This is a genomic window from Saccharopolyspora gloriosae, from assembly GCF_014203325.1.
In the GTDB taxonomy this organism is placed as follows: domain Bacteria; phylum Actinomycetota; class Actinomycetes; order Mycobacteriales; family Pseudonocardiaceae; genus Saccharopolyspora_C; species Saccharopolyspora_C gloriosae.
This window is the reverse complement of record NZ_JACHIV010000001.1, coordinates 2,752,569-2,776,684: the sequence shown is the minus strand read 5'-3', so window position 1 is coordinate 2,776,684 and position 24,116 is coordinate 2,752,569. Positions and strand designations below refer to the sequence as shown.

Sequence of the window (24,116 nt, the reverse complement as noted above, 5' to 3'; positions counted from 1 at the left end):
ACCTCATCGCCGACCTCGGATCCGAGGCAGGGCTCGCGCACCGAGATCAACCGCGCAGGAGATACCAATTCCCGTGACACAGCACCACGAACCACTCCCCGACCTCGCGGGCCGCACCATCGTCGTCACCGGCACGACGTCCGGCCTGGGCCTGGCCCTGTCGCTCGCGCTCGCGGGAGCGGGCGCCCGCGTACTGATGACCGTCCGAGACGCCGAACGCGGCCGGGCCGCCGTCGAGCAGGTGCGGGCCGGACTCCAAGGCCGCGGCTCGGCCGAGACCGTCCTGCTCGACCTGGCCGAGCTCGCCTCGGTCCGCACCGCTGCCGCCGAGATCCGGGAACGCACCGGCGACCGGGTCGACGTGCTGATCAACAACGCCGCCGTGTCGCTGGGCCCGCACGAGCGGACCCGAGACGGGTTCGAGCTCCAGCTCGGCACCAACCACCTCGGCCCGGCCGCGCTCACCTGGCTGCTGATGCCTGCGCTACGAGCGGCGGGCGAACCCGACCGGCCCTCCCGAATCGTGACGACCTCGAGCCTCGGGCACCGCACCGGCGGACTCGACCTCACCGACCCGCACTGGGACCGCCGCCGCTACTCGCCGACGCTGGCCTACGGCGCCTCGAAGCTCGCGAACCTGCTGTTCGCCGCCGAACTCGATCGGCGGCTGCGGCGAACCGGGGCCCCGGTCCTGTCCGTCGCCGCCCACCCGGGACTGACGGCCTCGGAACTGCTGAACAACAGCCTTACCCGCAGGAGCACCTGGCGGGCCCGGCTGCTCCGCCTCCCGGACCGGTTCCTGTCCCAGCCGGTCACCGACGGGATCGCACCCCAGCTGCGCGCCGCCCTCGGGCCGGTGCGCGGCGGCGACTACCTCGGCCCGACCGGAGCCTTCGAGACCCGCGGACCCGCCGGACCCGCCCGCCTCTCGGCGACCGCGCGCGATCCGGAACTCGCCCGCGAGCTGTGGGAGTTCACCGCCGCGACGACCGGCGTCACGCCAGATCCCACGCCGGTCAGCCTGACGGGGCCAGGGGGAACGGGATGAGTTCCCGGCTCGGTGGGACGGCCGCGGCGTCGGGGATGGGGGCGCGCGGAACGTTGGCGGAGCCTCGGACGTTGGTGGGGCTGCCCGGGGGTTCGGCGCAGTGGATGTCGCGGTTCGGCGGGGCGGGCGTGGTGTCGCTGCCGGGGCGGCGTTCGGTGCCCTCGTAGCCCTTCTCGCAGGCGAGCGGGTTGAAGAAGTTCAGCACCACGCCCAGGTGCCCGCGCCCGTCGCCGTCCTGGGCGCTGTGGCTGCTCGCCGACATCATCGGCAGGGCCACCAGCATGTTCTCCAGCGCGGGCCCGCGGACGTCGAGCAGCTGCATGGTGGTCAGCAGGTTCGCGGTGGTCTTCTGCAGCCCGGTCCGGCTGGTGCGCAGCAGCTCGTCGATCTGCCCGGCCGCGGGCGGAGCCGCGTCGATCAACCGCCGCAGGTCCGGGTCGGAGCACTTGAACTGCTCGGCGACGTCGCGCAGGCCGCTGCTGAACGCGGTGATCTGCTCGGCCTGGTCCTGCTGCGTGCGCAGCACCACGTCGGAATTGTCCAGCAGCGCCGTGGTCTGCGGCAGGTTCCGGTCGGCGGCGGCGATCAGCGAACCGGTGCTGTCCAGCATCCGCTGCAGGTGCGGGCCGGTGCCCTGGAACGCGGTGCCGGACTCCTCGACGACGGTGCGCAGCGAGTCGAGGGGCACGCTGGAGACCAGCTGGTCGAGGTTGAGCAGCACCGACTCCGGCGAAGGCGGGATCTCGGTGCGCGCTTGCGGGATCACCGATCCCTCGGCCAGCACCGGCCCGCGGTCGTCGTCGGGGCGCAGGTCGAGGTACTGCTCCCCCACCGCCGAACGGTTCGCCACGGCGGCGCGCGTGGCGGCGGGGATGGGCGGGGCCGCGGCGTCGATGTGCAGGTCCACCGCCGCGCCCCGGTCGGTGAGCCGCATGCCGGTGACCCGGCCGACCGCCACGCCCCGGTAGGTCACCTCGGAGTTCACGAAAACCCCGCCGGAGTCCGGCATCTCCACGACCACGGCGTAGCCGCCGCCACCGAACAGCCGGTCCAGCCCGGCGTAGCGGGCACCGGTGAACCCGATCCCGACCACCGCGATGACCAGGAACAGCCCCAGCCGGATCTTGGTCGCTCTGCTGAACATCACTGCCCCCCGAGGAGGTCGTCGAGCAGCCCGCCGGGCTGGTCCCCGGGCGGGGTGAGCGGGACCGCGGGCTCCTGCCCCGGCACCGGGAGACCAGGCGGCTCGGGAGGTGCGGGGGGCGGCCCGTCGGAGATGCCGGGCACCGGCAGCAGCGGCCCGGAGCTGTTGAGCAGGTTGCCGAGCACGCTGGTCAGGTCGAGGTCCAGATCCACGTCGACGTTCACGAAGTCGCCCTTGAGCGGGATCATCGCGTTCTCCGGGAAGGGGTAGCTGGCCAGGTATCCGATGGACTTCGGCAGGTCCGTGCCCGCCTTGGCGAGTTCGCGCAGCGTCGGTTCCAGCGCTTCGAGGTCGGCCACCAGGTCCTGCCCACTCGCATCCACGGTGGACACCGCGACCTGCGAGAAGCGGTCCAGCGACTGCAACATCCCGACCAGCTGCGTGCGCTGCTGCTCGATCACCCGCAGCCCGGGCGCGAGGCCGTCGAGCCCGGTGTTGAGGTCGTCGGTCTGCGCGCGCAGGTCCGCCGAGAGGCGGTTGAGCCCGTCGAGCGCGCGGGTGATGTCGTGCTTCTGCGCGTCCAGCCGGGTCACGGCTTCGTCCACCCTGGACAGCAGGGAGCGGATTCTGGGCTCGTTGCCGGACAACGCGCGGTCCAGCTCCTCGACGATGCCGTTGAGCTGCGCCACCCCGCCGCCGTTGAGCAGCAGCGACAACGCGCCGAGCACCTCTTCGACCTGCGGGTTGCGGTTGGTGCGCTCCACCGGGATCACGTCGCCGTCGCGCAACCGGCCGCGCTCCGGCCCGGCGGCGGGCGGCGCGAGCTCCACGAACTTCTCGCCCAGCAGGCTCGATTGGCGCAACCGGGCGTCGGCGTTGCCCGGCAACCGCACGTCGCCGTTGACCACCAGCGTGACCACGGCGGTCGCGTTGTCCGGGGCGAGCCCGATCCGCAGCACCTTGCCGACGGGCACGTCGTTGACCTTCACCCCGGCCTGCGGCACCAGGTCCAGCACGTCGGCGAACCGCACGCTCACCTCGTAGGGCCGGTCGCCCAGGTCGGCGCCGCCGGGCAGCGGCGCCTCGTAGAGCGACGATCCGCATCCGGTGAGCAGCACGGACACCAGCGCGCAGGAGGTCACCCGGATCGGTCTCATCACGGGCCTCCGGTTCCCGGCGCGTCCGGCATCGCGCCGGTCAGCGGCAGCGGCAGCGGTGGCAGTTCGCCCTGGCTGAGGTGGTGCACGGCCTCGCCCGCCGAGGGCAGCCGCAGGGTGCCGTCGAGCACCCCGGACAGCTCGCCGCACGCGTTCCACAGCTCCGGCGGGATCTGCGCCGGCGTCGAGTGCTCCAGCAGCTTGCACACCATCAGCACCGGCGGATTCGTCAGCTCGTTGATGTTGGCGCGCACCGCGACCGAACCGGAGGCGGAGTCGTAGGCGTTGACGAAGTTGCTCATCCCCGTCGGCGCGATGTCGAGCACCTCGCCGAGCGCCTCGCGCTGGTCCACCAGCGCTTGGGTGATGCCCGCGAGGTTGTCCACGTTCGCCGACACCGACTCGCGGTTGTCCCGGATGAAGGCTTCCAGTTCGGTCAGCGCGGTCGCCAGCGAGCTCAGCGACGCGGCGGTCTGCTGCCGCTCGTCGGCGAGGAACCCGGACACGTCCGCGAGGCGGCCGTGGAAGTCCCGCACCTGCGCGTCGTTCGCGGCCAGGGTCGCGGTGAACTCGTTGAGGTTGTCGACGGTGGCGAACAGGTCGCCCTGCGAGTGCGACAGCGTGCCGGACAGCTCGCCGAGCCGCCGGATCGTCTCGTTCAGCTTCGCGCCGTTGCCGTCGAGGTTGGCCGCCGTGGTGTCCAGCAGGTCCGACAGCGCCCCGTTCTCGTTGGCGCCCTGCGGCCCCAGCGCCTGCGACAGCGCGTTGGCGCTGCGGTAGAGGTCGTCGAGATCGGCCGGCGTCATGGTGCGGTCCTTGCCGAGCACCGCACCGGAATCCAGCTGCGGCCCGGCGGAGTACGCGGGGGTGAGCTGCACGTACCGGTCGCTGACCAGGCTCGGCGCGACCATCACTGCCTTCGCCTCCGCCGGGATCCGCACGCCCCGGTCCACGCTCAGCTCGACGCGGACCTGCCCGCCTTCCGGGCGCACCGATTCGACGCTGCCGACGTCCACGCCCAGCACCCGCACCGACGAGTCCGCGTAGAGGCCGACGGCCCGGTCGAAGTAGGCGGTGATGCGGGTGCCGGGGTCGCGCAGCACCCACCACAGGCCGGCGCTGAACAGCAGCACCAGCACGCAGCCGAAGGCGAGCAGCGCCGTCAGCGCGGGATGCCTCGCGGTCGGAGTGCTCATGGTCCCCCTCCAGGCCCTGGTTGCGGTCGGCTCAGGTCGCAGCCGTCCGGGTTGATCTGCAACGGCCCCGCGGAGACCGTGGGCGGCAGCAGCCCGCACAGGTAGCCGTCGAACCAGCGGCCGTTGCCGACGGTGTTGTTGAACCCGGTCACGTAAGGCTCCAGCGCGGCGATGGTGGCGGCGATGTCGTCCTGGTTGCGCTGCAGCATCGAGGTGACCTGCTCCAGTTCGCGCATCGCCGGGTTCAGCCGCTCCTGGTTGTCGGCGATGAGGCCGCGCAGCTGGCCGGAGACCGCTTGCGTTCCGCGCAGCAGCGAGCTGATCGCCTCCCGCCGGTTCTGGAGTTCGGACAGCAGCAGGTTGCCGTCGCGGATGAGCCGGGCCACCTGCTCGTCGCGGTCGGCGGCGACCTCGCTGACGTCGGCGGCGTTGTGCAGCAGCTCGGCCAGTTCCTGGTCGCGGGAGGCGATGGTGCGCGACAGGGCGGAGAGCCCGTCGACCGCGCCGCCGAGGTGCTGCGGGCTGCCGCGCAGGCTCTCCGCCAGCACCTCGAAGCTGCGGCCGAGCTGATCGCTGTCGACCTGCTCGGTGGTGCGGGTCAACTGGTCGAGCGCGTCGGGGATGTCGAAGGGGACCTCGGTGCGCGCCGCCGGGATCGTCTCGTCCGGGTCCTGCTCGTCGCGGCCGTCGGGGCGCAGCGCGAGGTTCTTCGCGCCGAGCAGCGTCTTGATCTGAATGGAGACCCGGCTGCGATCGCCCACCCGCACGTCCTCGACGCGGAAGTGCACGAGCACCCGGTCACCGTCGAGGCGCACGTCGGTGACCTCGCCGACCTTCACCCCGGCGACCTCCACCTCGTCCCCGGCGGCGAGGCCCGCGGACTCCGTGAACCGCGCCGAATAAGTGGTTCCGCCGCCGATCAGCGGCAGGTCGTTGGCGAAGAACGCCAGCAGGGTCACGACGGTCAGCAACCCGAGGGACACGATCCCCACGGTCGCCTGGTCCCGGTCGCGCAGTGCGGTGCTCACGGCTGACACCTCGCAGGCATGTCGGTCGGCGGCAGCGGCAGCACCTGGGCTTGCACGTCGAGCCCCGAGATGCCGACCCGCCCGGTCAGGCGGCAGAGGTAGAAGTTGAACCAGCTCCCGTAGCTCACCGTCCGGGTCAGCGAGTCGAGCCGTCCCGGCAAGGTCCGCACATCGTGCTCCAGCTGCGGCAGGCCCGCGTTGAGGTTCGCCGACAGGTCACCGAGCGCGGCCACGTCCTCGCGCAGCGGCGGGCGCGCGTCCTGCAGCAGATCGGCGGTGGTGTGGGTGAGGTCGTCGAGCGCGGTGACCGCGTCGCCGATCGGTTCGCGCTGCTCGGCGAACCCGCTCACCAGCCGCTGCAGCGCGTCGATGAGCTCGCCCAGTTGCGGGCTGCGGGCGCTGACCTGGCCGAGCACCGCGTTGAGGTTGTCGATGACCTGGCCGATCACCTGGTCCTTCTCGGCGAGGGTGGACGTCAGCGACGCGGTGTGCGCGAGGATGCTCTCGACGGTGCCGCCTTCCCCTTGCAGCACCTGGATCAGCTGGCCGGAGAGCTTGTTGACGTCACCCGGTTCCAGCGCCTGCAGCAGCGGCTGGAATCCGTTGAACAGCGCGGTCAGGTTCAGCGCGGGCCGCGTCTGCTCCACCGGCAGCGTGGCGCCCGCGGCCAGTTCCGGTTCGCCGGGCGAGAGCGCGGCGTCCAGCGCGAGGTAGCGCTGCCCGGCGAGGTTGCGGTACTTGACGGTCGCGACCGCGTCGGCGGGCAGCGTGCGGGCGGCGTCGATCTCGAAGCGGGCCAGCGCCCTGGTGCCGTCGACGACCTCCAGCGAGCTCACCTCTCCGACGCGCACCCCCGCGATGCGGACCTCGTCGCCCTCGCCGAGTCCCGAGGCGTCGTCGAACTTCGCGGCGTACTCGGAGGTCGAGCCCACGTTCGACGCCGCGACGGTCATCGCCAGCAGCGCCGTCAGCAGCACCGTGACGAGGGTGAACAGCGACAGCTTGACCAGTGGCGCGGTGAGTCCCCTCATCGCACGGTCACCTCCGCTCCGCGGTAGACGGGTCCCACGAGCACGCTGCTCCAGTCCGGCACCCGGCTCGGCGTCCGCCGCAGCGACGGCGCCAGCAGCGCGGCGACCAGGTCGCGTTCGGCGGGGGAATTGGCGGCCAGCGGCCCGCCGGAGGCGCCGTCGGCGGCCTGCGGGCTGGTCGTAGCAGGGGAATCCGCGGGGTGTTGCTCACCGGGGCCGTGCGGTGGTGGCGGGTGCGTGGACCCGTCGCGCAGCGGGCCGCCGGGCGGGTACTGCGGGAAGCGGTCCGGCGGCTCCACCCACGGGTAGCAGCGGGGGCCTCGGGTGTCCTCGTAGCGGGGTGCGTCGGTGCCCGGCAGGTACTTGCCGCGGCTGCCGGTGACCTCGATGGTGACCTTCTGCATCGGGTTCTCGTCGCCCTTGCCGAACGCGCGCTCCGCGATCGGGAGGCTGGTGGCGATCTGGTCGAGCACGCAGGCGTACTGCGGCGCGTAGCGGCCGAACAGCTCCAACGTGGACCGGGAGTCGGCGCTGAGCCGGATCAGGTTGTCCTGGTTGGCTTCCAGGAAACCGCTCGCGTTCACGGCGGTGACGGTGGTGGCGTTCCAGACGTAGCGCAGCTGATCGCCGCGCTCGGCGATGGTCGTGCTGGTCGTGGTGAAGTCGCGCAGCGCGCTCAGCAGGTCCGGCGCCGCTTCCTGGTAGGTGCGCGAGACGTCGTCGATGCGGCCGAGGACCGACTGCAGGCGCGGCAGCGACGGGTTGAACTTCGCCAGGTAGCCGTCCAGGTCGCGGATCGTGGTGCCCAGCTGCTCGCCGCGCCCGTCCAGCGCCTGCGAGACCGCGTCGAGCGTCGCCGACAGCTGCTGCGGCTGCACCGCCTGCAGCAGCGGGAGCAGGTCGTCGAGCACCCGCTCGATCTCGATCGCCGCCGCGCTGCGGTCCTGGCCGATCACATCGCCGCTCGCGAGGCGTGCGCCTCCCCCGCCGTCCGCGGGGAAACCCAGCGACACGTAGCGCTCGCCGAACAACGTCTTCGGCAGCAGCCGGGCCGTGACGTCGGCGGGGATCTTCGCCGCCATCTCGGGCCGCAGCGCGAGCTCCACGGTGGCGCGCCCCTGGCCGGAGTCCACCGAGCGCACCTCGCCGACCAGCACGCCGCGCACCTTCACGTCGGCGCCGGCGCGCATCTCGTTGCCCGCCCGGTCGGTGTGCAGGGTGACGGGCACGACCGAGGTGAACGCCTTCTGGTAGAAACCGATCATGGCGCTGAAGAACAGCGCCGAGACGAGCAGGAACACCAGTCCCAGCAGCTGGTGGCGGCGCCGATCGCGCAGCAGGTTCGTCATCGGTGCGCCCCTCCCCGTCCGGGGGCGGCCCGCCGCGCGCCGCGCGCGCTCCCGGGGCTCATCCCGCGATCCGCACGGTCGTCGTCGAGCCCCAGATCGCCAGGCTCAGGAAGAAGTCCAGCACCGCGACCAGCACGATCGAGGTGCGCACCGCGCGCCCGACCGCGACCCCGACCCCGGCGGGCCCGCCGCGCGCGGTGTAGCCGTAGTAGCAGTGCGTCAAGATCACCACGAGGCTGAACACCAGCACCTTGCCGAACGACCACAGCACGTCCTGCGGCGGCAGGAACAGGTGGAAGTAGTGGTCGTAGGTCCCCGCGGACTGGCCGTAGAACCACACGGTGATCTGCCTCGACGCGAAGTACGAGCCGAGCAGCCCCACCACGTACAGCGGGATCACCGCCGCGAGCCCGGCCAGCACCCGGCTGGTCACCAGGTACGGCACGGTGCGCACGCCCATCACTTCGAGCGCGTCGATCTCGTCGGAGATCCTCATCGCCCCGAGCTGCGCGGTGAACCCGCAGCCGACGGTCGCCGACAGCGCCAGCCCCGCAGACAGCGGTGCGACCTCGCGGGTGTCGAAGTACGCGGCGATGAACCCGGTGAGCGCGGAGGTGCCGAGCTGGTCCAGCGAGGAATAGCCCTGCAGCCCGACGATCGCGCCGGTGCACACCGTCATGCCGATCATCACGCCGAGCGTGCCGCCGATGACGGCCAGCGCACCGCTGCCGAACATCACCTCGGTCAGCAGCCGGCCGGTCTCCCGCCGGTACTTGCGCAACGTCAGCGGTGCCAGCGCGAGGGCCCGCAGGTAGAACGACAGCTGCCAGCCCAGCCCGGCCAGCGCGTCGCCCGGCCGGGAGAACAGCAGCGACAGCCTGCGGCGCCACGCCGTCGGCGGCGGCAGGTACTGCTCGGTGACGGCCATCGGCTCACAACTCCTTCGGCGGGATGAGCTGCAAGTAGATGCCGGTGATCACGAGGTTGATCGCGAACAGCAGCAGGAAGGTGATCACCACGGCCTGGTTGACCGCGTCGCCCACGCCCTTCGGGCCGCCGGCCGGGTTCAGGCCGCGGTAGGCCGCGACCACGCCCGCCACGAACCCGTAGATCAGCGCCTTGAACTCGCTGACGTAGAGGTCCGGCAGCTGGGCGAGCGCGTTGAAGCTCGCCAGGTACGCACCGGGCGTCCCGCCCTGCAGCACCACGTTGAAGAAGTAGCCGCCGGCCACGCCGACCACGCTGACCAACCCGTTGAGCAGCAACGAGACGAACACCGCGCCCAGCACCCGGGGCACGACGAGGCGGTGGATGACCGAGACGCCCAGCACCTCCATCGCGTCGATCTCCTCGCGGATCTTGCGGGCGCCGATGTCCGCGCACACCGCCGATCCGCCCGCACCTGCGACCAGCAGCGCGGTGATCAGCGGGCTGGCCTGCTGCAGGATGGACAGCGCGCTGGCGGCACCGGTGAACGACTGGGCGCCGATCTGCTGGGTCAGCGACCCGAGCTGCATGGCGATCACCGCGCCGAACGGGATCGCCACCAGCGCGGTCGGCAGGATCGTGACGCTGGCGAACAACCAGGCCTGCTCCACCCATTCCCGCACCTGGAACGGCCGCCGCGGAATGGCCCGCAGGACCTCCCACGACAGCGTCGCCAACCGCCCGACCTGGGCGAAGGCGGCGCGTGCGGGGACGCGGTGGCTCGCACCCGGCGAACTCATGCGGGCTCCCCCGGCCGCCCGCCGCGCTGCTCGGCCCGCAACCCGGCCAGCACCCGCTCGCGCACCGGCGCGGGCCAGGTGTCCAGCGAGGCCCGCACCCGCTCGGTGCGGCGGCGCACCGCGGTGCGCTCCGGGACGCCGGGGCTGGGGGTCAGCTGCGGGGTGATCTCGCGCGGGGCCGCTGCGGGCAGCGCGGCCAGTTCGGCGGCGGCGGTCGCGGCGTCCTTCTCCTCGCTCATCCCGATCGGTCCGGCGCGGCGGCCGTTGACGAACTGGTCGATGACCGGCTCGTCGCTGGTGAGCAGCACTTCCCGCGGGCCGAACAGCACCAGCCTGCCGCGGAAGAACAGGCCCAGGTTGTCCGGCACCGTGCGCGCGACCTCGATGTTGTGGGTGACCAGCAGGATCGTGGTGTCCAAGTGCGCGTTGAGGTCGATCAGCAGCTGCGACAGGTACGCGGTGCGGACCGGGTCGAGCCCGGAATCGGGCTCGTCGCAGAGGATCACCTCCGGGTCGAGCACCAGCGCCCTGGCCAATCCCGCGCGCTTGCGCATCCCGCCGGAGAGCTCACCCGGGAGCTTGTGCTCCGCGCCGGAGAGGCCGACCAGCTCCATCTTCTCCAGCGCGATCCGCCGGACCTCCGCCTCCGACTTGCGGGTGTGCTCCCGCAGCGGGAACGCCACGTTGTCGAACAGGTTCATCGATCCGAACAGCGCGCCGTCCTGGAACAGCACCCCGAAGCGCTTGCGGATCGCGTAGAGCTCCCGCTCCGAGCAGGAGCACACGTCGGTGCCGTCGACCAGCACGCTGCCGCGATCCGGTTCCAGCAGCCCGATCAGCAACTTCAGGAACACCGACTTGCCGGTCCCCGAGGGTCCGAGGATCGCGCTGACCTCCCCCGGCGGCAGCGTCAGCGACACGTCCGACCACACCGTGCGCTGCCCGAAGGACTTCGTCAGCCCGCGAACACCCACTTCAACGCCCATCGGAACACCACCACTTCGAAGGAGCACTCGTGCTCAGCGGCTGCGCCGCCGGCAGGACGACGGCTCGTTCACACCGACAACGCAGGCGGCTTCCGGGATCCGCCACCCGCCCCGCTGCGCGGACCATCGGCACTCCTCACCTCGACAGGGCGTACGCCGCCGTCGCGCCGCCGTCGGCCACGAATTCGGCGCCCGTGCAGTAGGAACTCTCGTCACCGGCAAGGAACAGCACGAGGTTGGCGATGTCCGCCGACTCGCCGAGCCGACCCAGCGCGAGCCGGGACTTCGCGAAGCCGTCCATCGCGTCTCCCGCGACGTCCCGCAACATCCCCGTGTCGATCATTCCGGGATGCACCGAGTTGACCCGGATGCCGCGCTCGCCGAGTTCCAGCGCGGCGACCTTCGTCATGCCGCGGATGGCGAACTTGCTCGCCGCGTAGGCCACCGTGCCCGGCATCCCCGCCAGACCCTCCACAGAGGACACGTTGATGATGGAACCGCCGCTCGGCATGGAACTGAGCACGGCGCGCATCCCGAGGAAGGCGCCGATCTGGTTCACCCGCACGACCCGCTCGTAGTCCGCGAGCGCCGTGTCGGCCAGCGCCGCCAAGTGCAGCACGCCGGCGTTGTTGACCAGAACGTCGACCGGCCCGAACACCGACTCCGCGACCCGGATCGCCTCGTCCCACTCGTGTTCGGCGGAGACGTCGAGGTGCCGGTAGCGGGCGGGCTCGCCGAGCTCACCGGCCAGCGCCTCGCCCGCCTCGTCGGCGACGTCGGCGAGCAGCACGCGGGCGCCTTCGGACACGAACCGGCGCGCGGCGGCGGCGCCCTGACCGCCGGCCGCACCGGTGATGACCGCAACCTTCCCGGAAAGCCGCTCCACGGCCGTCACATCATCTCTTCGGTCAGCGGCATCAGCACCGTCTTGAGCTCGGTGTAGGCCTCGTAGGCGCTGCGCCCGCCCTCCCTGCCGAGGCCGGACTGCTTGTACCCGCCGAAGGGCAGGTGCGGCTCGACCTGGAAGCCGTTGATGCCGACCGTGCCCGCGCGCAGCTTGCGCGACACCCGGAACGCGCGCTGCGCGTCGGCGGTGAACACGCCCGCGCCGAGCCCGTACTCGGTGTCGTTGGCGAGCCGGATCGCCTCGTCCTCGTCGGTGAAGGGCACCACCGACAGCACCGGCCCGAAGACCTCCTGCTGGGCGATGTTCATCGAGTTGTCGACGTCGGCGAAGATCGCCGGGGTCACGAAGTTCCCGGCGCTGAGGTCGCCGTCGGCCCGTTCGCCGCCGGTGACCAGCCGGGCGCCCTCCTGCTTGCCGCGTTCGACCAGGTCCAGCACCCGCTTGAGCTGCCGCTCGTTGATCAGCGGGCTGGCCAGCACTCCCGGGTCGAACGGGTCGCCGTAGGTGACCGAGGCGGCGATCATCTCCGCGGCGCCGATGAACTCGTCGTAGACGTCGCGGTGCACCAGCGCCCTGGTGTGGGCCACGCACGCCTGCCCGGACAGTCCGAGGGTGACCATGCCCATCGCCGTCATCCCGGCCAGCCCCGCGTCGGAGTCCGGGAACACCAGGGCGGGGCTCTTGCCGCCGAGCTCCAGCGACACCCGCTTCATCGTCGGCGCCGAGGCCTCCACGATCCGGCGTCCCACTTCGCGGCTGCCGGTGAAGCTGACCTTGTCGACCATCCGGTGCGTGATCAGCGCTTCGCCGGTCGGTTCGCCGGTGCCGGTCACGACGTTGACGACGCCGTCGGGAATCCCGGCGTCCGCGAGCAGTTCCACCATCCGCAGCACCGCGAACGTCGCGTACTCGGACGGCTTCAGCACGACGGTGCACCCGGCCGCCAGCGCGGGGCCGAGCTTCTGGGCGAACAGCAGGAACGGCGCGTTCCACGGCAGGATCGCGGCGACCACGCCGATCGGTTCGCGCAACGTCATCGCCAGGTGGTCGCCGCCCTGGTACGGCGGCAGGGTCTCGCCGCCGGCCTTGTCGATCCAGCCCGCGTGGTGGTCGAAGGCGTCGGCGGCGACGTCGACCGATCCGGCGTAGACGGTGCCGAACGACAGCGGCACCCCGTTGTCCAGCGCCTGCAGGCCGCGCAGCTCGTCGGCGTGCTCGCGCAGGGATTCGGCGTAGCGGTGCAGCAGCTTCGCCCGCCGCCCGGCGGGCATCGTCGGCCACTCGCCCTCGTCGAAGGCGCGCCGCGCCGCCCGGACCGCTTCGTCGACGTCTTCGGCGCCCGCGACGGGGAATTCCCCGACCTCTTCCTGGGTGGCGGGGTGCAGGTGGGTCCAGGTCTCGCCGGAACGGGCCTGGCGCCACTCGCCGTCGACGAGCAACGAGCCGTTGCGCAGCCCGACGTTCCCGCGATGCTGTTGCACGGTCAGCGACATCGTCGTCACTCCTCCTGGTGCTGGTCGTCCGGAGCCGATCGCGGGCTCCGTCGGGTCGTGCCGCTTCAGCCCAGCGCGAGCAGGTCGTCGCTGGTGAACATGGCTTCGCCGCGCCCGGCGAAGTAGTCGCCGACGGACGCGTGGAGTTCCGCGGCGGTCCAGGTCGGTCCCGCGGTGTCGAAGCGGCGCTCGACGGCGGGCGGTGCCATGAGCACGACCTTGCCGCCGTGCACCACGAACACCTGGCCGTTGATCCCCGCGGCGGCCGGTGCCGCGAGGTAGGCGACGAACGGCGCCACGTGCTCGGTGGACAGCGGATCGACACCGCTTTCCGGTGCGGGCCCGAAGGTGTCCTCGGTCATCCCGGTCCTGGCGCGCGGGCAGATCACGTTGGCGCGCACGCCGTAGCGGGCGGTCGCGCGGGCGGTGGAGACCGTCAGCATGGCGATGCCCGCTTTGGCCGCCGTGTAGTTCGGCTGCCCGCCGGAGCCGAACAGGAACGCCTCGGACGCGGTGTTCACGATGCGCCCGTAGACCTCGCCGCCGGTGTCCTTGGACTGCGCCCGCCAGTGCGCGGTCGCCGCCCGGGAGAGCAGGAAGTGACCGCGCAGGTGGACCCGGATGACGTCGTCCCACTCCTGGTCGGTCATGTTGAAGATGGTGCGGTCGCGCAGAACTCCCGCGTTGTTCACCACGACGTGCAGGCCGCCGAAGCGCTCCAGGGCGGTCGAGACCAACCCGTCGGCGACCTCGCGGTCGCTGATGTCGCCGCGCACGGCCACCGCTTTCCCCCCGGCGGCCTCGACCTCCCCGACCACCGCGTCCGCGGCGTCCGAAACGTCGTTGACCACCACCTCGGCACCGGCCCCGGCCAACGCGAGCACCTCCGCCCGCCCGAGCCCACCACCGGCCCCGGTCACCACGGCCACCTTGCCCGCCAGGCTCAACTCCGCCCGCTCGTCCACACCAGACTCCTCAGTCACCGGAAACAGGCCTCTCCCACGGTTTTCGGTTTCGTCTTGTCGGTGGCGAAGCCGCCGAGCAGCGACCACCAGAGCAAGCCGACCACCGGCGGGGTCTCAGTGGGTTCCTCGCGAGGACGGCTTTTTCCCTCGTGGCGGAGCCACTCGGGAAAAAGATCCCGCAGCGAGGAACCCACTGAGGTTCCGCTACCCACTCCCTGCGCAGACCGCTCCGCGCGAAGAGCTCTAGTCGAAAGTGACGATTTGGCGGACCAGGGCGGCATCTCCGCCTTGCAGCGCCGCCAAGCCGTCGTTGATGTCGGAGAGCGCGAGTCGCCTGCTGACCATGCCTTCGAGGTCGAGGCGCCCGGCCCGCCAGAACCGCAGCATCCGGTCGATGTCCCGGCGGGGGTCGGCCGAGCCGTAGAACGACGGGAGGATCTTGCGCTCGTTGATGAACAGTTCCTGCGCCGTGAACTCGACCTTCTGGTCTTCGCCGCCGGCGCCGACGATGACGACGGTGCCGCCGCGCCGGGTGGCGTCGTACGCGGAGCGGATGGTGGCCGCGAGTCCGACGACTTCGATGGCGTAGTCGAATCCGGCGCCACCGGTGAGTTCCTGCTTGAGCTCGTCGAACCCGTCGGGGGTGGTGGCGTGCGTCGCGCCGAAGCGCTTCGCCGCGTCGTGCTTCTGCGTCACGGGGTCGACGGCCACGATCTCGGTCGCCCCGGCCAGCCGGGCGCCTTGGATCACCGAGATGCCGACACCGCCGCACCCGATGACGGCCACGGTGGACCCGGGTTCGACCTGCGCGGTGTTGAGCACCGCGCCGACGCCGGTGAGCACGCCGCAGCCGAGCAGCGCGCCCACTTCGAACGGCACGTCCGGGTCGATCTTGATCGCTCCGTCGCGGGGCAGCACGAGCTCTTCGGCGAAGGTGCCGCAGCCCGCGAAGCCGAAGGTGGGCTCCGTGCCCACTTCGAACCGCGGGGAGGTGAACGCGGCGATGGTGTGCACCGCGCACAGGTGGGCCTGCCCGTGCAGGCATTCCCGGCATTTGCCGCAGGGCGGCACGAAGGTGATGGTGACGTGATCACCGGGAGCGAGGTCGGTGACCTGCTCCCCCACCGCCAGGACTTCGCCGGCGCCTTCGTGGCCCATCACTCCGGGCGCCAGCGCGGGCAGGGTTCCGTTCATGGCGGACACATCGCTGTGGCAGATCCCCGCCGCGCGAATCCGGACGTGCACTTCGTCCGGGCCCGGCGCCACCACCGCGGCGTCCGTCCGGACGTCGAGCTCGTCATCGCCGATCTGCTTGAGCACCGCTGCCTTCACCGGCCTGTCTCCTCACCGAGTCCGAGGCCGCCGCACAGGGCGACTGTTACGTGCGACACACAGTAGAACGCGTTCCCATTATCTTCAAGACTCAGATTCCGGGTCGTTTCCTGCGATGAAAAGCGCACCCTTCGGACAGAGCTGGACCGCTTTGGTAACACGTTCTACCTTTTCGTCCGGGATCGGACGGCGGATCTGCAGCTGTTCGTCCTCGTCCAACTCGAAGACCCCCGGGGCCAGCCCGACGCACACGCCGTTGGCCTCGCACAGTTCGGGTCGCACGCCGATCTCCATCGCTTCCTCCGCACTCGTGGAACTCGGGCCCTCGGGTGCTCGGCGCGCGGCGATCCTCAGCAGAGCAACGAGCCGGCCCCGCCGGATGCACTGCTCCATCCGGGGGGTCGCCCGGCTGAACCGCTTCCGCAACCCGGGGTCATCGCCCGCCGCACCCGTGGCCATCAGCGAAACATGATGTAGAACAAGTTCCACATTAACGCACGATCCCGCGCCCCCGGCGGAAAAGATGACCCCGACCAGAGGTCGACCAATCGACGCGGGCCGGTTTATGGTCGGTGGAACTTGTTACACCAGTCCGGGCAGTACGACACTCGCCAGGAGGCCACGTGCACATCGGCTTCACGTCCGGTCAGCAACGGCTGCGCCACGAGCTGCGCGACTACTTCGCGGGGCTGATGAACGAGGAGCTCCGCGCGGAGCTGACCACCGGCGGTGACTACGGCGACGGCGACGCGTACAAGCGGATCGTGCGGCAGCTGGGAACCGACGGGTGGCTGACGCTCGGCTGGCCCCGGGAGCACGGCGGCGACGGCCGCACGATGCTGGAGCAGCTCATCTTCACCGATGAGGCCGCGATCGCCGGGGTTCCGGTGCCGTTCCTGACGCTCAACAGCATCGCGCCCACGATCATGCGCTACGGCACTCCCGAGCAGCGCGCGCAGTACCTGCCCGGCATCGCCGCCGGGGAGATCCACTTCGCCATCGGGTACTCCGAGCCGGAAGCAGGTACCGACCTCGCCGCGCTGCGCACCACCGCGGTCCGCGACGGCGACGAGTACGTGATCAACGGTCAGAAGATGTGGACCAGCCTGGTGCAGTACGCCGACTACATCTGGCTGGCCTGCCGCACCGATCCCGAGGCCCGCAAGCACAAGGGGCTGAGCATGCTGGTCGTGCCGACCGACGCGCCGGGCTTCTCCTGGACGCCGGTGCGCACCGTCGCCGGGCCGACGACCAGCGCCACCTACTACGAGGACGTGCGGGTGCCGACCACGGCGCTGGTGGGCGAGGAGAACGCGGGCTGGCCGCTGATCACCAACCAGCTCAACCACGAGCGGGTCGCGCTGACCTCGGCGGCACCGATCAGCTCAGCGCTGGCCGGAGTGCGGGACTGGGCGCGGAAGACCTCGCTGCCCGACGGCCGCCGCGTGCTCGACCAGGAATGGGTCCGCTCCCACCTCGCGCGGGTGCACGCGGGTGCGGAAGTGCTGAAGCTGATGAACTGGAAGATCGCCTGGACCGCCGAGCGCGAACCCGCGCCCGCCGCGGCCTCGGCGACGAAGGTCTACGGCACGGAACTGGCCACCGAGGCGTACCGGCTGCTGATGGAGGTGCTGGGGCCCGCGGGCCACGTCCGCGCCGGTTCGCCGGGCGCCGCGCTGCGCGGCCGGATCGAGCGGATGCACCGCGCGGCGCTGATCCTCACCTTCGGCGGCGGCACCAACGAGGTGCAGCGCGACATCGTCTCCACCGTCGGCCTCGGACTGCCCCGGTCCCGCAGCTGAGCCGGGCCCGCCGACCGCCCCTGCCCGAGTCCGGGCGCCGTCTGCACGAGGAGTTCCACGATGGATTTCGCACCGACCGAGGGACAGCACGACCTGGCGGAACTGACCCGCGACATCGTGACCGACCACGTCACCGCCGACCGGTTGCGCGACGTGGAATCCGGCCCGGACCGGTTCGACCGCGCGCTGTGGACGGAACTCGGCAAGGCCGGGGTGCTCGACGCGGCGTTGCCGGAAGCGCTCGGCGGCGGTGGCTGCGGGCTGTTGGAGCAGTGCGCCGTGCTGGTCGAACTCGGCAGGGCGGTCGCGCCGGTGCCGTACCTGCCGTCGCTGGTGGCGGGGGCCGCCGCGGTCGTGCGGTTCGGGGACGCGCACCAGCAGGAGCGGTGGGCGCGCCCGGCCGGTGACGGCGAGATCGTGCTGACGGCGGCGTTCGCCGAGGACGGCGACCCCGCGCCCGCGACTCCTGCCACCACCGCCGCGCGGGACGGCGGGAAGTGGCTCCTCAACGGGGTCAAGGCGGCTGTGCCCGCCGGTCCGGTCGCGGACTTCTTCCTGGTACCGGCCTCGACCCCGCACGGGCGGCGGGTGTTCGTCGTGGCGTCCGGCGACGACGGGGTGGCGGTGCGGCGCCAGCAGGTCGTCGACGGCGACGGCGCGGCGCAGCTGGAGCTCACCGGGGTCGGCCTGGACGACGACCGGCTGCTCGGCGGGGACGAGACCGGCGAGGTCGCGGACTGGCTCGAAACCCGCACCACGCTGGGATTGTGCGCCGAACAGCTCGGGGTGCTGGAGCGGGCGTTGGAGCTGACCGCCGCGTACGCGGGTGAGCGCACCCAGTTCGACCGCCCGATCGGCACCTTCCAGGCCGTGTCGCAGCGGCTCGCGGACGCCTACATCGACGTCGAAGCGGTCCGGTTGACGACGTGGCAGGCCGCGTGGCGCGCGGCGGAGGGGTTGCGCTGCGACACCGAGGTGGCGACCGCGAAGTTCTGGGCCGCCGAAGCCGGGCACCGCGTCGCCCACACCGCGGTCCACGTCCACGGCGGCGTCGGCATCGACCTCGACCACCACCTGCACCGCTACTTCGTCGCGGCCAAGCGCCGCGAATTCGCCCTCGGCGGAGCGACCTCCCAGCTGCAGCGAATCGGAACAGCCCTGGCCGACGACGACACCGTCCTGGACTAGGCCCGTGTCCCGGTGGGCGTAGTGGGCCGGGTGACGGAACCTCAGCGGCTTCCTCGCTGCCCGTTGCCGGTGTGATCGCGATTTCTCATGCAGCTCCCTACATCACGAAATCGCTGTCCTCGCGAGGAAGCCGCTGAGAACCCGCCGATGGTCACCTTGCTCAAGCCGGTCGCTGCTCAGCGGCTCCGCCGCTGACAACAAGAGGAAGAGCCACCACCGAGCACAAGGCCCCGTCACGCCGATTCCCGTCAAGCGTTGTCGTGCAGTTGAAAGGCCCGAACAGGAGGCCAGCCATGGTCGAGCCGACGCCCACCGTCACCGATCTGCTGCTCGCCCGCGCCGACGACGAGCGTCCCGGATTGCGCTTCGAGCACCGGGAGTGGACCTGGGCGGAGCACGTCCAGCGCTGCGCCGACCACGCCGCCGTCCTGCGCTCGTTGCGCGGTGAGGGCGGCCCGTGGCACGTCGGGGTGCTGCTGGACAACGTTCCGGACTTCTCGTTCCTGCTGGGCGCGGCGGCGCTGTCCGGGGCGGTGCTGGTGGGGCTCAACACCGGGCGGCGCGGCGAGGCCCTGGCCCGCGACGTCCGGCTCGCGGACTGCCGGCTGGTGCTCACCGAGCGGCGGTACGCGGGCCTGCTGTCGGAGGCCGATCTCGGCGCGGCGAACGGGAACGTGCACCTGATCGACACCCCGAAGTGGTCGCGGCTGCTGTCGGCGCACCGGGACTCCCCCCTTCGGCCGGTCGCCGCCGGTCCCGACGACCTGCTGGCGCTGCTGTTCACCTCGGGCACCGGTGGAGACCCGAAGGCGGTCCGCTGCACGCACGGCAAGGTGGCCTCCCCCGGCCGGATGCTGGCCGACCGGTTCGAGCTCGGCGGGCGCGACTGCGTCTACGTGTCGATGCCGCTGTTCCACTCGAACGCGCTGTTCGCGGGCTGGGCGGTGGGCCTGGCGGCGGGCGCGGCGGTGGCGTTGCGGCGGCGCTTCTCCGCCTCCGGCTTCCTCGACGACGCGCGCCGCTTCGGCGCGACGTACGCCGACTACGTCGGCAAGCCGCTGTCGTTCATCCTCGCGACCCCGCCTCGGCCGGACGACGCGGACAACCCGTTGAAGGTGGTGTACGGCAACGAGGGCGCTGAGCGCGACCTCGCGCGGTTCGCGGAGCGGTTCGGCTGCCAGGTGGTGGACGGGTTCGGGTCCACCGAAGGCGGCGTGGCCGTCGCGCGCACCCCGGACGCGCCGCCGGGTTCCCTGGGCAGGCCCGGCCCGGGCGTCCACGTGCTGCACCCGGTGACGGGGCGGCGCTGCCCGCCCGCGTCCTTCGACCGGGACGGGCGGGTCACGAACCCGGACGAGGCGATCGGCGAACTCGTCAACACCGCCGGCGCGGGAGCGTTCGCCGGGTACTACCAGGCGCCCGAGGCCGACAGGTGGCGGATGCGCGGCGGGATGTACTGGAGCGGTGACCTCGCCTACCTGGACGGGGACGGGTTCTGCTACTTCGTGGGCCGTTCCGACGACTGGCTGCGGGTGGACGGCGAGAACCTGGGCACGGCGCCGATCGAGCGAATCCTGTTGCGACATCCCGGAATCGCGCAGGCCGCCGTGTACGCCGTGCCGGATCCGGGTGTCGGCGATCAGGTGATGGCCGCGATCGTGGCGGTCGGCGACGACCCGCTCGACCTCGGCGGTTTCCTCGCCGCGCAAGCGGACCTGGGCCCCAAGCAGCTGCCCCGGTTCGTCCGGTTCGCCATCGACCTGCCGCGCACCGAGACGCACAAGGTCCTCAAGCGCGAACTGGCCGCGCAGCGCTGGAACTGCCCCGACGCGGTGTGGTGGCGTCCCGGTCCCGACCCGGTCTTCGAACCCCTGCCCCCGGAACGAGCCGTGGCGCTCGACGCGGCGTTGAGCTGAGAGTCGCCGCGCGCCGGAGGCTCCGCGGCACGATCGCGGAGCCTCCGACGGGCGGTCAGCGAATCCCGTCGAGCCTGGTGAACGTCTCGCCGGCTTCGCGCAGCAGGTCGCGCATCACCTCGTCGACGTCGCGCACGGCGTTCATCCGGCCGACGATCTGGCCGACCGGCATGGACACCACCTCGGGGTCGTCGGAGCGCATGATCCGCTGGTGCGCCTCGCTGACCAGGATGTTCTGCAGCGGCATCGGCAGCGGCGACGGAGCGTCCTGCTCGCTCCACGCGTCGGTCCAGCGGGTCTTGAGCAGCCGCGCCGGTTTCCCGGTGTAGATGCGGGTGCGCACCGTGTCGCTGGAGTCGGCCGCCAGCAGCGCCCGCTGCATCGCCGACTCCCCCAGCGTCATCGTGTACTCCTTGGTGGCCAGCCAGTACGAGCCCATCCACGCTCCGCTCGCGCCGAGCGCCAGCGCGGCGGCGACCTGCCGCCCGGAGCCGATGCCGCCCGCGGCCAGCACCGGGACCTCCTCGCCGACGGCGTCCACGATCTCCGGCACCAGCACCATGGTGGCGATCTCGCCGGTGTGCCCGCCCGCCTCGTGCCCCTGCGCCACCACGATGTCGACGCCCTTGTCCACGTGCCTGCGGGCGTGCTCTGCCTTGCCCGCCAGCGCGGCGACGAGCACGCCGTGCTCGTGCGCGCGTCCGATGACGTCCGGCGGCGGCGATCCGAGCGCGTTCGCGATCAGCTTCACCGGGTGCTTGAGCGCCACGTCCACGTGCGAGCGCGCGACCGAGTGCAGCCAGCCCAGCACCGCGTCGCCCTTGGCCGCGTCGTCGGGCAGTTCCGGCACGCCGAGCGAGGTCAGCGTGCGGCGCACGAATTCCCGGTGCTCATCGGGAATCATCGCCTCCAGGTCCACGTCGGCCGCTTCGGCGGGAACGGTAGAGGGCATCACCACGTCGACGCCGTAGGGCCGGCCGCCGGTGTTCTCGTCCATCCAGTCGAGCACCGCGTCGAGCTCGTCGGCGTCGTTGAACCGCACGCATCCGAGCACGCCCAACCCGCCCGCGCGGCTGATCGCCGCCGCGACGTGCTCGGACGGGGTGAACCCGATGATCGGGTGCTCGATGCCGAGCCGGTCGCAGAGGGCAGTGCGCATCAGGGCTTCCTTTCGGCTGCCTCGGCCACCGCGGCGGTGCCCGAGTGCTTCACGGCGTCGGGTTCGTGCTGCTCGGCGTGCGTGCAGGCCCAGCGGTAGTCCGGTTTGCCGCTCGGCGACCGGCGCACCTTGGCGGCGAGCCACAGCTTGCGCGGCACCTTGTACCCCGCGATCCGCTTGCGCGCGTGCGCTTCCAGCTCCGCCCAGGCGGGTTCGGTGCCGTCCCTGGTCTGCACGACCGCGGCGACGCACTGGCCGAGCCGGTCGTCGGGGACGCCGAACACCAGCGCGTCGAACACGTCGGGGTGCGCCTTGAGCACGCCCTCGACCTCTTCGGGGTAGACCTTCTCGCCGCCGGTGTTCACCGACATCGAGCCGCGGCCCAGCATCGTGACCGTGCCGTCGGACTCGTAGCGCGCGTAGTCGCCGGGCACGACGTAGCGGACCCCGTCGATCTCCACGAACACCGAGCCGGACTTGTCCGGGTCCTTGTAGTAGCCCAGCGGCACGTGCCCGGAGCGGGCCAGCAGCCCCACCTCGCGGGAGTCCGTCGCGAGCAGCCGCCCGTCCGGGCCGATGATCGCCGTGGCGGAGTCCGCCTTCACCCGCGGGCCGCCGGTGCGCTCGCCGCCCTTGCTGAGCACGCCGATGCCGCTGAACCCGGTCTCTGAGCTGCCGATGGAGTCGGTGAGCACCACGTTGGGCAGCGCCTCCAGGTACTGCTCCTGCACCGACGGGGAGAACAGCGCGGCACTGCTGGAGATCGCCACCAGCGAGGACACGTCGTAGGAGCCCTCGTGCAACGCCTCGATCAGCGGGCGGGCCATGGCGTCGCCGGTGATGGCCAGGACGTGGACGCCGTGGCGCTCGATGGCCCGCCACGTCTCGTGCGCGTCGAATTCCGGGAGGATCACGACGGTGCTGCACGCGAACAGGTTGCCGAACGCGGCCCACTGCGCGGCGCCGTGGATGAACGGAGCGGCCGGTAATCGCACCAGGCCGCCGCTGGCGGCCCCGTCGCGGGCCTGCTGCCACTCGTCGGCCATCGGTTCGCCGGTCATGAAGTCGATGCCGCCGCCGAGGGTGCGCCAGACGTCCTCGTGGCGCCACATCACGCCCTTCGGGTTGCCCGTCGTCCCGCCGGTGTAGAGCAGGAACAGGTCGCCGTCGGAGCGCGCCGGGAAGTCCCGCTCCGGCGAGGAGTCCGCCAACGCGGACTCGTAGCCGGTGCCGCCGTGGGCGGTGCAGTCCTGGTCGCTGCCGTCGTCGAGGACCAGCACGCTGCGCAGGCCGGGCGGCAGCGCCTCGGCGACCCGGTCCCCGTAACGGCGTTCGTGCACCAGCGCGGCGAGGTCGGCGTCCTCGTAGATGTAGCGGAGTTCTTCCGCGACGTAGCGGTAGTTGATGTTGACCGCGACCGCGCGCAGCTTGTAGGCGGCGAGCATCGCCTCCAGCGCTTCGATGCGGTTGCGGGTGTGCACACCGATGTGCGAGCCCCGGCCGAGCCCCCGCTGGGCCCAGTGGTGCGCGAGCCGGTTCGATCGGCGTTCCAGTTCGGCGAAGGTGACCCGGTCCTCGCCGCAGATCACGGCGACGCGCTCGGGTGTCAGGTCGACGGCGTGCTCGAAGAGATCCGCGATGTTGTGTGCCACCCGATCGAAACTAGAACATGTTATCGTCCGAGGCAACGGGCCGATCGGTTCAGAAAGCGCCCTGATTTCCGGAATTCCCGCGAATGCGGCACGGGTTCGGACCATGCCGCGCCGACGAGCCGTCGCGCCCGACCTGCCATCCCCAACGAGCCCGCACGCGGGCGGTCACGTCGCCCCGCACGACTTCCCGGGAGGAACCCATGTCCGCAACACCGGCGCACCCGCCCGCCCAGGCCACAGAGGAGCCGGACTGCCTGGTGGAGCGGCACGGGCAGGTGCTGGTCGTGACCCTGAACCGACCGGCCAAGCGCAACGCGCTGTCCGCCGAGATGATGGCGATCATGAAGCAGGCCTGGGACCAGGTGGACGAGGACGACGACATCCGGGCCTGCGTGCTGACCGGCGCGGGCGGCGCGTTCTGCGCGGGCGCCGACCTCAAGGCGATGACCAGCAGCCACCCCGGCGACACCACCGAAGGCCGCGACCTGTCGGTGATCGAACCGCTGCTGAAGGGCCGCAGGCTGACGAAACCGCTCATCGCCGCCGTCGAAGGCCCGGCCGTCGCGGGCGGCACCGAGATCCTGCAGGCCACCGACATCCGCGTCGCCGGACGCGGCGCCCGCTTCGGCGTCTCGGAATGCAAGTGGGGCCTGTTCCCCCTGGGCGGCTCGGCGGTCCGCCTGCCGCGCCAGATCCCTTACACCCTCGCCGCCGAAATCCTGCTGACCGGCAGGCACCTCACCGCCGAGGAGGCCAAGGAGATCGGGCTCATCGGCCGGGTCGTGCCCGACGGTGAAGCGCTGAGCACCGCACTGGAACTCGCCGAAGCCGTGGCCGCCAACGGGCCGCTCGCGGTCCGGGCCATCCTGCGGACCATGCGCGAGACCGAAGGCATGCCGGAGAACGACGCGTTCCAGGTGGACACCCGGCTAGGACTGGAGGTCTTCCGCAGCGCGGACGCCAAGGAAGGACCCCGCGCGTTCGCCGAGAAGCGCACGCCGCACTTCCGCGGGCGGTGACGAGCCCCGGAGCGCGG

Annotated in this window: 22 protein-coding genes; 5 read left to right on the top strand and 17 right to left on the bottom strand. The window is 71.7% G+C overall.

The genetic code is table 11. The annotated features are described in order from the left end of the window. Nucleotides 1–73: 73 nt before the first annotated feature. Nucleotides 74–1,048: an SDR family NAD(P)-dependent oxidoreductase gene (locus BJ969_RS12290; protein ID WP_184479069.1), complete on the top strand. Its 975-nt coding sequence runs from the start codon at nucleotides 74–76 to the stop codon at nucleotides 1,046–1,048. Here the strand turns inward: BJ969_RS12290 and BJ969_RS12285 are convergent. From BJ969_RS12285 to BJ969_RS12215, 15 genes are all read right to left on the bottom strand, one after another. After that, nucleotides 1,017–2,192, bottom strand: a complete 1,176-nt coding sequence (locus BJ969_RS12285; RefSeq protein WP_184479068.1) for an MCE family protein — start codon at nucleotides 2,190–2,192, stop codon at nucleotides 1,017–1,019. The genes BJ969_RS12290 and BJ969_RS12285 overlap by 32 nt on opposite strands. Continuing rightward, nucleotides 2,192–3,349, bottom strand: a complete 1,158-nt coding sequence (locus BJ969_RS12280) for an MCE family protein (protein ID WP_184479067.1) — start codon at nucleotides 3,347–3,349, stop codon at nucleotides 2,192–2,194. The genes BJ969_RS12285 and BJ969_RS12280 overlap by 1 nt, the downstream gene beginning before the upstream one ends. Next, on the bottom strand, nucleotides 3,349–4,545 hold the full coding sequence (locus BJ969_RS12275; RefSeq protein WP_184479066.1) for an MCE family protein: 1,197 nt from the start codon (nucleotides 4,543–4,545) through the stop codon (nucleotides 3,349–3,351). The genes BJ969_RS12280 and BJ969_RS12275 overlap by 1 nt, the downstream gene beginning before the upstream one ends. Further along, entirely contained in the window at nucleotides 4,542–5,573 is a 1,032-nt protein-coding gene (locus BJ969_RS12270) for an MCE family protein (protein ID WP_184479065.1), read from the bottom strand. Before BJ969_RS12270 ends, BJ969_RS12275 begins: the two co-directional genes overlap by 4 nt. Continuing rightward, entirely contained in the window at nucleotides 5,570–6,604 is a 1,035-nt protein-coding gene (locus tag BJ969_RS12265; RefSeq protein WP_184479064.1) for an MCE family protein, read from the bottom strand. The genes BJ969_RS12270 and BJ969_RS12265 overlap by 4 nt, the downstream gene beginning before the upstream one ends. Beyond that, the gene (locus BJ969_RS12260) at nucleotides 6,601–7,953 is read right to left on the bottom strand and encodes an MCE family protein (RefSeq protein ID WP_184479063.1); all 1,353 of its coding nucleotides are present in this window, start codon (nucleotides 7,951–7,953) and stop codon (nucleotides 6,601–6,603) included. The genes BJ969_RS12265 and BJ969_RS12260 overlap by 4 nt, the downstream gene beginning before the upstream one ends. A gap of 58 nt (nucleotides 7,954–8,011) precedes the next feature. Further along, nucleotides 8,012–8,881 carry an MlaE family ABC transporter permease gene (locus BJ969_RS12255; RefSeq protein ID WP_184479062.1) on the bottom strand — a complete coding sequence of 290 codons (870 nt, stop codon included), beginning with the start codon at nucleotides 8,879–8,881 and terminating at the stop codon, nucleotides 8,012–8,014. 4 nt (nucleotides 8,882–8,885) lie between these two features. Continuing rightward, nucleotides 8,886–9,680 carry an MlaE family ABC transporter permease gene (locus BJ969_RS12250; protein ID WP_184479061.1) on the bottom strand — a complete coding sequence of 265 codons (795 nt, stop codon included), beginning with the start codon at nucleotides 9,678–9,680 and terminating at the stop codon, nucleotides 8,886–8,888. After that, nucleotides 9,677–10,666, bottom strand: a complete 990-nt coding sequence (locus BJ969_RS12245) for an ABC transporter ATP-binding protein (protein ID WP_184479060.1) — start codon at nucleotides 10,664–10,666, stop codon at nucleotides 9,677–9,679. The genes BJ969_RS12250 and BJ969_RS12245 overlap by 4 nt, the downstream gene beginning before the upstream one ends. A gap of 136 nt (nucleotides 10,667–10,802) precedes the next feature. Continuing rightward, nucleotides 10,803–11,552: a glucose 1-dehydrogenase gene (locus BJ969_RS12240; protein ID WP_184485179.1), complete on the bottom strand. Its 750-nt coding sequence runs from the start codon at nucleotides 11,550–11,552 to the stop codon at nucleotides 10,803–10,805. Nucleotides 11,553–11,557: 5 nt separating this feature from the next. After that, a complete protein-coding gene (locus BJ969_RS12235; RefSeq protein WP_184479059.1) occupies nucleotides 11,558–13,066 on the bottom strand; it encodes an aldehyde dehydrogenase family protein in 1,509 nt (502 codons plus the stop codon). A 65-nt stretch (nucleotides 13,067–13,131) separates the two neighbouring features. Next, nucleotides 13,132–14,013: a 3-oxoacyl-ACP reductase gene (locus tag BJ969_RS12230; RefSeq protein WP_184485177.1), complete on the bottom strand. Its 882-nt coding sequence runs from the start codon at nucleotides 14,011–14,013 to the stop codon at nucleotides 13,132–13,134. Nucleotides 14,014–14,045: 32 nt separating this feature from the next. Beyond that, complete coding sequence (locus BJ969_RS12225) at nucleotides 14,046–14,225, bottom strand: hypothetical protein (RefSeq protein ID WP_184479058.1); 180 nt, start codon at nucleotides 14,223–14,225, stop codon at nucleotides 14,046–14,048. A gap of 49 nt (nucleotides 14,226–14,274) precedes the next feature. Beyond that, nucleotides 14,275–15,363, bottom strand: a complete 1,089-nt coding sequence (locus BJ969_RS30815) for a zinc-binding dehydrogenase (protein WP_184479057.1) — start codon at nucleotides 15,361–15,363, stop codon at nucleotides 14,275–14,277. Between the two features lie 84 nt (nucleotides 15,364–15,447). Then, nucleotides 15,448–15,657, bottom strand: coding sequence for a ferredoxin (locus BJ969_RS12215; RefSeq protein WP_184479056.1), 210 nt, complete (start codon nucleotides 15,655–15,657; stop codon nucleotides 15,448–15,450). Between the two features lie 329 nt (nucleotides 15,658–15,986). Here BJ969_RS12215 and BJ969_RS12210 point away from each other — a divergent pair, with 329 nt between their 5' ends. The 3 genes from BJ969_RS12210 to BJ969_RS12200 all read left to right on the top strand — a co-directional run bounded on the left by BJ969_RS12210 (nucleotide 15,987) and on the right by BJ969_RS12200 (nucleotide 20,269). Then, the gene (locus BJ969_RS12210; RefSeq protein WP_184479055.1) at nucleotides 15,987–17,165 is read left to right on the top strand and encodes an acyl-CoA dehydrogenase family protein; all 1,179 of its coding nucleotides are present in this window, start codon (nucleotides 15,987–15,989) and stop codon (nucleotides 17,163–17,165) included. A 60-nt stretch (nucleotides 17,166–17,225) separates the two neighbouring features. Continuing rightward, nucleotides 17,226–18,353, top strand: coding sequence for an acyl-CoA dehydrogenase family protein (locus BJ969_RS12205; RefSeq protein WP_184479054.1), 1,128 nt, complete (start codon nucleotides 17,226–17,228; stop codon nucleotides 18,351–18,353). Between the two features lie 293 nt (nucleotides 18,354–18,646). Next, complete coding sequence (locus BJ969_RS12200) at nucleotides 18,647–20,269, top strand: long-chain-fatty-acid--CoA ligase (RefSeq protein ID WP_184479053.1); 1,623 nt, start codon at nucleotides 18,647–18,649, stop codon at nucleotides 20,267–20,269. 55 nt (nucleotides 20,270–20,324) lie between these two features. Here the strand turns inward: BJ969_RS12200 and BJ969_RS12195 are convergent, their stop codons facing one another. After that, nucleotides 20,325–21,428 carry an NAD(P)H-dependent flavin oxidoreductase gene (locus BJ969_RS12195; protein ID WP_184479052.1) on the bottom strand — a complete coding sequence of 368 codons (1,104 nt, stop codon included), beginning with the start codon at nucleotides 21,426–21,428 and terminating at the stop codon, nucleotides 20,325–20,327. Further along, a complete protein-coding gene (locus BJ969_RS12190; RefSeq protein ID WP_184479051.1) occupies nucleotides 21,428–23,080 on the bottom strand; it encodes an AMP-binding protein in 1,653 nt (550 codons plus the stop codon). Before BJ969_RS12190 ends, BJ969_RS12195 begins: the two co-directional genes overlap by 1 nt. A 200-nt stretch (nucleotides 23,081–23,280) precedes the next feature. On the opposite strand from BJ969_RS12190, the gene BJ969_RS12185 reads away from it, so the two are divergent. Continuing rightward, a complete protein-coding gene (locus BJ969_RS12185) occupies nucleotides 23,281–24,099 on the top strand; it encodes a crotonase/enoyl-CoA hydratase family protein (protein ID WP_184479050.1) in 819 nt (272 codons plus the stop codon). Nucleotides 24,100–24,116: the final 17 nt, after the last annotated feature.

Coding starts and splice junctions, on each gene's coding strand:
- BJ969_RS12285 (WP_184479068.1), bottom strand. CDS start 2,192: ATGTTCAGCAGAGCGACCAAGATCCGGCTGGGGCTGTTCCTGGTCATC.
- BJ969_RS12280 (WP_184479067.1), bottom strand. CDS start 3,349: ATGAGACCGATCCGGGTGACCTCCTGCGCGCTGGTGTCCGTGCTGCTC.
- BJ969_RS12275 (WP_184479066.1), bottom strand. CDS start 4,545: ATGAGCACTCCGACCGCGAGGCATCCCGCGCTGACGGCGCTGCTCGCC.
- BJ969_RS12265 (WP_184479064.1), bottom strand. CDS start 6,604: ATGAGGGGACTCACCGCGCCACTGGTCAAGCTGTCGCTGTTCACCCTC.
- BJ969_RS12260 (WP_184479063.1), bottom strand. CDS start 7,953: ATGACGAACCTGCTGCGCGATCGGCGCCGCCACCAGCTGCTGGGACTG.
- BJ969_RS12255 (WP_184479062.1), bottom strand. CDS start 8,881: ATGGCCGTCACCGAGCAGTACCTGCCGCCGCCGACGGCGTGGCGCCGC.
- BJ969_RS12250 (WP_184479061.1), bottom strand. CDS start 9,680: ATGAGTTCGCCGGGTGCGAGCCACCGCGTCCCCGCACGCGCCGCCTTC.
- BJ969_RS12245 (WP_184479060.1), bottom strand. CDS start 10,666: ATGGGCGTTGAAGTGGGTGTTCGCGGGCTGACGAAGTCCTTCGGGCAG.
- BJ969_RS12235 (WP_184479059.1), bottom strand. CDS start 13,066: ATGTCGCTGACCGTGCAACAGCATCGCGGGAACGTCGGGCTGCGCAAC.
- BJ969_RS12215 (WP_184479056.1), bottom strand. CDS start 15,657: ATGGAGATCGGCGTGCGACCCGAACTGTGCGAGGCCAACGGCGTGTGC.
- BJ969_RS12205 (WP_184479054.1), top strand. CDS start 17,226: ATGGATTTCGCACCGACCGAGGGACAGCACGACCTGGCGGAACTGACC.
- BJ969_RS12200 (WP_184479053.1), top strand. CDS start 18,647: ATGGTCGAGCCGACGCCCACCGTCACCGATCTGCTGCTCGCCCGCGCC.
- BJ969_RS12195 (WP_184479052.1), bottom strand. CDS start 21,428: ATGCGCACTGCCCTCTGCGACCGGCTCGGCATCGAGCACCCGATCATC.
- BJ969_RS12185 (WP_184479050.1), top strand. CDS start 23,281: ATGTCCGCAACACCGGCGCACCCGCCCGCCCAGGCCACAGAGGAGCCG.